This is a genomic window from Bacteroidota bacterium, assembly GCA_034723125.1.
Taxonomy (GTDB): Bacteria; Bacteroidota; Bacteroidia; order CAILMK01; family JAAYUY01; genus JAYEOP01.
This window is the reverse complement of record JAYEOP010000278.1, coordinates 3,158-12,354: the sequence shown is the minus strand read 5'-3', so window position 1 is coordinate 12,354 and position 9,197 is coordinate 3,158. Positions and strand designations below refer to the sequence as shown.

Here is a 9,197-nt window from a genome sequence, read left to right as displayed (position 1 = left end):
CGATAGATTTTTTAAAAGTCTGTTTTCTAATAAAAACGGAGTTAAAGAATTTGTGTCAAAAACAATAAATCCAAATATTGTTGAAAAATTGGATTTAAACACTCTGAAAATAGATAATACAGAATATATTTAATGAACAGAAAATGCTTGAACAGATTGGGCATTTATCTGAGCAAATAAATGAATTATTACAAACCAAAGAGGGAAAAGATTTTTTTGATAGTATATCAGTTTATATGCTAAATTCAACTGAAATAGCCTCTGATAAATATAAAGAAATTATGGAAACAATATCAACACAGGCAGAACAGCAATTTGTATCGACTGCACAACGATTACGATATGAAGGGATTGAAAAAGGGATTGAGAAAGGAAATAGAAAAACCGCAATGAAAATGATTGTAAAGGGATATGCTAATGAAATTATCGCAGAATTAACGGACTTGTCTGAACGCGAAATTGAGAATCTTAGAGAATTAAATAGAATTAAATAAAAAAGCACTTAACAAAATATATAGTTCATAGCGGTTTAGCAGTAAATTTAGGCAGCGTAGTACATATTAAACTCCGTCAAATCTGCCGATTTGACTACTTTTTTAATGGTGGCAAATTTGGCTCATTGCGTAATTTGAACTACCTTGCATTTAAGTCCGCTACGTAACCATACATCGGGCGTTATCACATCAATAAAAGATATTTTTTTTCTTGGCTTACTGCATTCATGTATTCCAAAAACAAGGAGTTTTTTGTTGAAAGAAAGAAAAATGAATCGGATAAATTTTTACAGCAATTTGTTTTGATTTTTTCATTTACAAATTCACCCATAAAAGTATTTAGTAAAAGATATTCTGTTTCTTTTCGTCCTTTATGAGGTTCGGCTGACATTCGGATAATAATTGCCCATTGTTTATCGGTTGAAACATCAATAAGTTGGAAAACTGCATTCTCATCATTTATCAAAATTTTCCCAATGTCATCATAAGAATTTACTAAAATGGAATTGCCATTTTTACTGATATAAATGCTATCGATACTTTGTAATTTTTCTATTATCAAATTGTAAATAAAAACATTATTAAAAGAAATTTCGGAAAGGCAGGTATCATCCCATTCGCTTCCTTCATAAACTTCTTCAATTTCTAATTTTATTATAATTTCTGTTTCTGAAATTGGGTCTTTATACTTTTGGTTGTAGGCTTCAATTGTTTCTTTTTTAAATTGTTCCAGCTTTTCTAAAGAAATTGGAAGTTTGAAAGATTGCTCTGTCATCACATCTTTTAAGTTTATTGAAAATTCTTTAGGAAACTTAAGTGTTTTGTACAAAGCAGTAATTTCGGTAACAAAAGCTGAAGGATTTATGCCTGCATAAATTGAAAGTTTTAATTTTTTCGGACGATTATTTTTTTTGAAAAGTTCTTTGCTTTTTGCATATCCGTTAATGATTTTTAGTTCTGTTGCACTATCGGGAAGTATAAAAAATATTGTTTCACCAATACCATTGCCTTCTTTGCCTTCAACCCAGACAGTAGAAGGGTCGGAATCAAATAAATTGTAAATCCCGTATTTTCCGCCACCAGCGTATTTGTAATCTAATTCAGAAGCTTTATTTTTTTGTAATTCATCACTACTGTACAGGGTAGAAGTAGCTTTTGATTTCATTGGATTTTTTGTAATAATGCCATTTCGGTTGTGAATACCATCATGCAAATAAAAATCTATCCAATTGTTGTTTTTAATATTTGTACTCCCATTCATCAAAAGCATTATGAGAAAAACGCTAATTATTCTGATTATCATAATTGCCTTTTTTTTAATTAATTTTTTTTAAACTTCCTAATCTCCATTCTTTGATGTAAGCAAGTATTGAAATAATTGCAATTACTGCAATAGTGTAATAAACAAATGAAGGAATAGGAACAGGGTCGCCTTGGGCATAAGAATGTAAGCCGCTTAAATAATAATTTACACCAAAGTAAGTCATCAAAATGGAAGCGTAAGCGATCAATGATCCAAGATTAAAAGCATATTTGCCTCTTAAACCGGGAATAAACCTAAGATGAAGAACAAAAGTATAAACAAGCATTGATATTAAAGCCCATGTTTCTTTTGGATCCCATCCCCAGTATCTTCCCCATGATTCGTTTGCCCAAACAGCACCAAGAAAAGTTCCTATGGTAAGAAGTATCAAACCAATGATTATTGTTGTTTCATTTAAAATTGTAAATTCTTTTATTGATAATTCAACTCTTTCTTTGTTTGCCTTTGTTCGTACTGCGAGTAAAATTAAATTTGTAAATCCAAGTATTGTCCCAAGTGCTAAAAATCCGTAACTTGAAGTTATTATGGCAACATGAATTATTAACCAGAATGATTTAAGTACAGGTATTAAGTTGGTTATTTCGGGGTCAAGCCAATTGAGATTTGCAACAAAAAGTGTTAATGCTGCTATCATTGAGGCAATTGGCAATGTCATTTTTGATCTTGCAAAGAAAACTAAACCTGAAAGTACTGCCGACCACGCAATAAAAAGCATTGATTCATACGAATTACTCCAAGGTGCATGTCCCGAAATATACCACCTTGCAGCAAGTCCTGAGCTGTGAACAATAAATAAAGCTATTATTAAAAATGATAATATTTTTTCAATTAAATTTAATTTAATTTTTTGGTTAAAAATTTTGATGAATTGTAAAACAAGTAAGATTAGCCCTATAAAAAGATAGAATAAAATAATTCTTTTAAATACATTTAATTGGTTGTATTTTGTTTCTACAAATATTTTGTTATCCGATGGAATAGAATCTCCTCCAATCTCTTTTTGATAATTTTTAATTTCTTTTAAAACAATATTTGCTTTATCCCAATTTTTTATTTTAACAAAAGTCAAATATTTTTGAAAAACTCTGCTGATAAAAATTGAATCTTTGGTATTTAATTCTTTAGCATCCTGAATTGAAATCCAATTTGTTGAAGAACCGCTTTTTACCGGAAAGATTTGCATTATTGAAGCTGTAAAAAGCATGTAACAAATATTTATCTTTTCATCTATTTTCACAACTTCTTTATCAAATTTATTTCTCTCGGATGATTTCTTTTTCAGTGCTTTAGTTAAATATTTGCTTATTTTGTAATCTTGATTTTTGTAGTCAACAATATCGTTAAAGGAAACAAAATTATCTTTAGAGTTTAGGATTTTCTTTAATTCGGGATTTGATATTTTTATGATTTTTACATCCTGCCAATAAAAAGGGTCGGATAACATTCCGAGAATTACTTGCTCGGGAATTAATTCTTTAAACTTGGTTTTTCTGCTAAGTTTTCGTAAAATTTTTGACGATAATGTACTTACTGATTGTATTCTGTTTGATTGATCTAAGACAAGCAATTTGCCAAATTCATGTGCGTGCTCAACTTTTATTAGATGTTTTTGTGAAATTGAATCTTGAGCATTTGCTGTTTTTGAAGGAATAAAAAATAATGATGCTATTGCAACTAAAATTAATAATTCTCTGCTTTTTCTGATTTTTTTGGATGCTCTTAACAGTAATGCAAAACGACTATTTTTATTGAAAAGTGATAGAATCATACCCAACGTCAATAAAAAATAACTTAAATAAGAAATCGATGTTCCCCAAATATCGTGATTAACCGAAAGTACTGTTCCTTTTTCATCTTGATCGTAGGAAGATTGGAAAAAACGAAATCCTTTGTAGGATAACACATTGTTCATGAATATTTTATAATCCTTTTTTGTATTATTGTTTTCATCAATTAAAATAACATTGCTTTGATAAGAAGATGGCGAATTTGAGCCTGAGTATCTTGATAAAATAAAATCTTCAAGATATAAAGAAAAAGGGAGCTTTATTTTTAAGGGACTATAGGAAATAGAAATATTTATGTCATCAATTTTATTTTTTGCAGATGTATTTTTTAAATTTTCTCCCACAACAACATTAAAATTTCTTTTCTTTCCATTGTAATTTGCTTCAACGATTAGAATTTCTTTACTGTTTGCAAAAGCCTTTTGAGAAGGTAAATATTGGATTTTTGCTTTGGGGTAAATATTGCTCAAAACCAAACTTAAATTTTTGATTCTGTAAACAATGTTTTTTCTCATTATGAATAATTCATCAGGGGCAATTGTTTCTGTGTTACCGTTATTCATATTAAAAAAAGAAACACTATCCTTGCAAATAAAAGTAAGAATTCCATTTTTGTATTTAAAATCAATTGTGTTGTTGGAATTAATATTGTTTAAGCCGATTTTTACACTATTGAATTTTGTTGTTTTATTATTTTCTAAATACAAATATTCTCCCTTATTTTTTCCAACAAGATAAGCTAATTCAACAATCAAATCTCCATTTTTATCCTCAACCACTTCTTGGAAAGCATTGGGGATGTATTTTCTAGTTTTGAACTTTAATTTTTTATCGTTAATTTTTACTTTTTTTGAAAATCTATTATTTGTTAATCCCGATAATAAAATTTTCTTTTTTGCAAAAACACTATCGCTTGCATCTTTCACACTGAATTTTAAGTAAGAAGAATGTGTTTGAACAATATTAGAGGCTTTGCCCTCACGAATTCGCATATTTCCTGTGTAACCAAAATGTTTTGTAAATCCTGCACCTATGATCATTATTACAAAGGAAAGATGAAAAATGAAACTTCCGATTTTTGCTTTTCTGAATAATTTATATTTAAAAATACTTCCTAAAATATTAATCGCAAGTAGCAATAAAAGTATTTCAAACCAAGTTGAATTGTAAATAATTGCTTTTGCGGTAGTAGTGCCATAATCATTTTCGATAAATGTTGCCATGGCAGAAAATACAATTAACACCATTAGTAAAATACCCGATAGCTGAAATGAAAAAATGAAGTTTGAAAGTTTTTTCATGAGAATAGAAGTTTTTTATTAGTGCAAAAGTAAGAAATCAAAAGCTTCTTATCCTAAAATGAATTTTCTTTTACTGTTTAGAAAGGTTCTATGTCAAATACTGTGGGTAATCAAATTTGCCACAGATTCACAGATTAAGAAATTACTTTTTTTGTAATTAATGCTTATAAGGAAACTCATTATTTGCCTACCTATACCCCTTCCCTAAAGGGGAAAACCCAACTCCCTGAGTGTGATGGCATCCTCATCTATGGGACAAAAGGATGAGCGGAGGATATGCAGAATTTTCGCCAAATCCAGATATATCTGTACTAAAGGACATATACTTCGAGTGGTCATAATTTGAGCTTTGGTACTATGTTTAACGTATTTATTATTATTCGTTTACACGCTATAGTAAAACGCAATTTATGACAGCTCTGCATATATCTTATTAGAATATTGCATATAAATTAATTTTAATCTGTGAATCTGTGGCTTTAATTTTTTTTACCCATACAAATCAACATAGAAGCAAAATTTACAAACAAGTAGAACAATGTCAAATAATTGTTGTGTATTCTAAATTAAAAGTGCAAATTTGTAAATCAAACTAATTCTAAATTACGGATTTGAAAAAAATATATTTTAAAAAATACAAACTATTATATGTTGGAATTGTGATAATCATTATAGGTTATTTAGGAGAAATTAACACCAAGCAAGCTAATGTGAATTTTAGTAGTAATTTAGAAACTAAGAAAATACAAAAGGAAATATATAAAAAAGAGAAGCTTGCATATCAAGCTGTAAAGGAGTTTAGTGATATTGAAATTGAGAATATTTTTAATGATTTTGAAAAATATATTGAACTTTCAAATGAGCATCATATTTTTTTATATGCTTATTCAAAAGGGAATTTATTGGCATGGACATCAAATAAAGTACTTCCCGTACGAAAAATTAATGAAAATTTAAAAACCCGAATTCAAAAATTAGCAAATGGTTATTATCTTCAGCTAAACAATAGCAAAGAATCCTTTACTGTAATTGCACTAATTCCTATTCAATCGGATTATCCTTTAGAAAACAATTATTTAAAGAATGATTTTTATTTTTGTAATCATTCCGACCAATTTGAATTGAATTTTGATAATAAAGTCGGCACTACACCAATTTATAGCAACAACGGAGATGAACTTTTTAAAATAGCATCAAAGGAATCTCGCCATTTTAAAATATTTTTATATATTTTCTTTTTGGGGTTAATTTTAATATTTTTATTTATTCACACAAGAATAAGTTTTCTTATCAAAGAAGGAATGATAAAAAGTGGATTTGTTTTTTATCTGTTATCATTAGTTGTTGTAGTTATTTTCTGGAAAATCTTTGATTATCCAGATTTTATTTTTAATCTTAAGTTATTCAGTCCAGAGGTTTATGCAAGTTCCAATCTTTTTTCTTCATTAGGAGGAATGTTTATTTCTGTTTTTTTTCTTAATTGGTTAGTTTTTCTTTTTACGCAGAAAAGAATTTTTAAAATAAAAAATAGCCCGGTTTTTTTGATTATTTATGGAATAATTATTTTTTCAATACTAATTTTATCAGCTTTTAGTATTTCAATTATAATTTTTAGTCTTGTTACCGATTCAAATATTGTTCTTGATATGAACGATTTTTTTAGTTTCAATTTTTATAGTTTAATATCTTTTATAATAATCTTTCTACTTTTATCGGCTTATATCAAATTAGCACTATTTTTATTTGACAAAATAAATAAAACCAAATTATCAATACAATATTGGTTGATTATTGGAATTATTCCTGCTGTCATATTTTCTTTTATTTTTCATAATCATTACGTATTTAGCTATCTGCATATAACATTTCCTTTGCTTGTAATTATTTTCTGTTTTTTTTATAAAACAAAAGGAAAACCAAACTTATCGGCACTAATTTTTTTTATTATGGTGGCATCAGTGTTTTCGGCACATCAGATAATAAATGCAACTAAGGTAAAAGAGCACGAAAATCGTATGCTTTTAGCAAATACATTGGTTACAAACAGGGACATTAGTGGTGAACTAGTGCTTAATAAGATTATTAAAAAAATAAAGCAAGATAATTTTATTAAAAGCTATTATTTAAATCCGTTTATTTCAAAAAAATCACTTAAACAACGATTAACAAAACTTTACTTTACGGGTTATTACAGTAGGTACGATGTTGATATTCATACTTATTCACCAATTGGAAATATGTTAAAGGCACATAAATTTAGCCCATTAAAAAAGTATGCTGAGGTAAAAAAATCAGCAATGTTGGTTGATTCGGTAAATAGAGTATTTTTTATAAATAATTATGATGCAGCACCCGAGTATTTGGTGCATTTAGAAATCAAAAAGAATCAAATAATATTAGGGCAGTTGCTTATAGAACTCAAGCAGAAGCCATTTCTTGAAGAAAGTGTATATCCCGAATTATTAATTGAAAAAAATATTAGAAGGAATGATGTTTTAAAAGAGTATTCGTATGCAATTTACAAAAACAATAATCTTGTAAATCAAAAGGGAAAATATTCGTATCCGCTTGTATTACAAAATGATGAAAAATCTCAATATTTATTTTTTAATAAAAACAAATATGAGCACCTTAAATTTAAGCTTAGTGATGAAATATCAATTATAATGAGTAAAGAGGCAAACAATATATTTAGCTTTTTATCCTTATTTTCAGTCCTTTTTATTTTTTCTACAATAATATTATCAATAGGAATTTCTTTGTCAAAAGTTGATTTTTTTAATAAATCAAACAAGTACTTAACATTTGTTTTTTGGAAAGATTTTTTCTCATTTATTAATTTAACTTTTAAATCTAAAATTCAATTAACTATACTTATTTCATTATTAATTGCACTTGGTTTAACAGGTTTCTCAATAATTAATTATATAAAGAAAAATTCCAAAGAGAATGCTAGGGAGAAACTTTTGGAAGAAATAAAATCCATTACTATCGACTTAGATTCATATTTCAAACAAAATACCTATCAAATTAATCAACTTGACAGGGAAGAATTATATGCAAAAGTGAAAAATCTTGCTCATCTTTTCAAGTCGGATATTAATATCTTTGACACAGAAGGAAATTTAATTACTTCATCACAAATGCCGATGTATGAACGCAAAATTATTTCCCGAAAAATGGATGCTGAAGCTTTTTATACTCTCAGGATAAAGCAGTTTTCACAGCTAATTCAGGATGAAAAGATAGGAGGAAAAATTAATTATTTATCAGCTTATTCAATGATAAGGGACAATGAAAATCAGATAAATTATTTTGTAAATCTTCCATATCTTGCAAAAGAAAGGAAACTTAAACAAGAAATTTCCTCACTAATTGTTTCTGCTGTAAATATTTATGTTTTTCTTTTCCTACTTATTCTTCTAATTTCTTTTGCTATTGCAAATACATTTACAGAACCGCTGGAGATTATAAAAACACACTTACGTGAAATACAATTTGGAAAAGTAAATAAAAAAATAAAATGGAACAGTAATGATGAAATAGGTATTCTGATAAATGAGTACAACCAAATGATTACAAAAGTTGAAGAAAGTGCAAAAGCATTGGCAAGAAGTGAGAGAGAATCAGCGTGGAGAGAAATGGCAAGGCAGGTAGCACATGAAATAAAAAATCCACTTACACCTATGAAACTTAATATCCAGCAATTACTAAAAGCTTGGAAGGAAAACAAACCGGATATTGATGAGCGATTTGATAAAACGACAAAAATTATTATAAATCGTATTGATAATCTTTCTCAAATAGCTACAGAATTTTCACAATTTGCACGTATGCCATATTCTGAAAATAAAAAAATGATTTTGGAAGATACCATTAATGATGTTTCAGACCTTTTTATAGATGATGGAAATATTACTTTTAAAACAGTACTTGGCACTAAAAATACTGCTATACTTGCAGATAAAGATCAGCTTTTAAGAGGATTAAATAATATTATTAAAAATGCAATTCATGCAATTCCACCTGAAAGGGAAGGACTTATTAAAATAATTACTCATAAAGAAAACGACAATATTATTATTTCAATAACGGATAATGGAAGTGGTATCCCTGATGATATTCATAATAAAATATTTATTCCAAATTTCAGTACAAAAAGCTCAGGAATGGGGCTGGGACTTGCTATTGTTTCAGGGATAATTAAAAATGCTAAGGGAGAAATTTGGTTTGAAACCAAAAAAGATAAAGGAACAACATTTTTTATTTCATTTCCGATTTGTAAGTGAGT

General features: G+C 27.9%; 4 protein-coding genes. 2 read left to right on the top strand and 2 right to left on the bottom strand.

The window, feature by feature from the left end:
* The first annotated feature begins 143 nt into the window (after positions 1–143).
* Complete coding sequence (locus U9R42_07620; protein ID MEA3495886.1) at positions 144–494, top strand: hypothetical protein; 351 nt, start codon at positions 144–146, stop codon at positions 492–494.
* 184 nt (positions 495–678) lie between these two features.
* Here the strand turns inward: U9R42_07620 and U9R42_07615 are convergent, their stop codons facing one another.
* Both U9R42_07615 and ccsA read right to left on the bottom strand, forming a co-directional pair.
* Positions 679–1,797 (bottom strand): hypothetical protein, encoded by a 1,119-nt coding sequence (locus tag U9R42_07615; protein ID MEA3495885.1) that lies wholly within the window; start codon positions 1,795–1,797, stop codon positions 679–681.
* Between the two features lie 13 nt (positions 1,798–1,810).
* On the bottom strand, positions 1,811–4,906 hold the full coding sequence (gene ccsA, locus U9R42_07610; GenBank protein ID MEA3495884.1) for a cytochrome c biogenesis protein CcsA: 3,096 nt from the start codon (positions 4,904–4,906) through the stop codon (positions 1,811–1,813).
* 611 nt (positions 4,907–5,517) lie between these two features.
* Between ccsA and U9R42_07605 the strand changes: the two genes are divergently transcribed.
* The gene (locus U9R42_07605; GenBank protein ID MEA3495883.1) at positions 5,518–9,195 is read left to right on the top strand and encodes an ATP-binding protein; all 3,678 of its coding nucleotides are present in this window, start codon (positions 5,518–5,520) and stop codon (positions 9,193–9,195) included.
* The last annotated feature ends 2 nt before the right edge of the window (positions 9,196–9,197 follow it).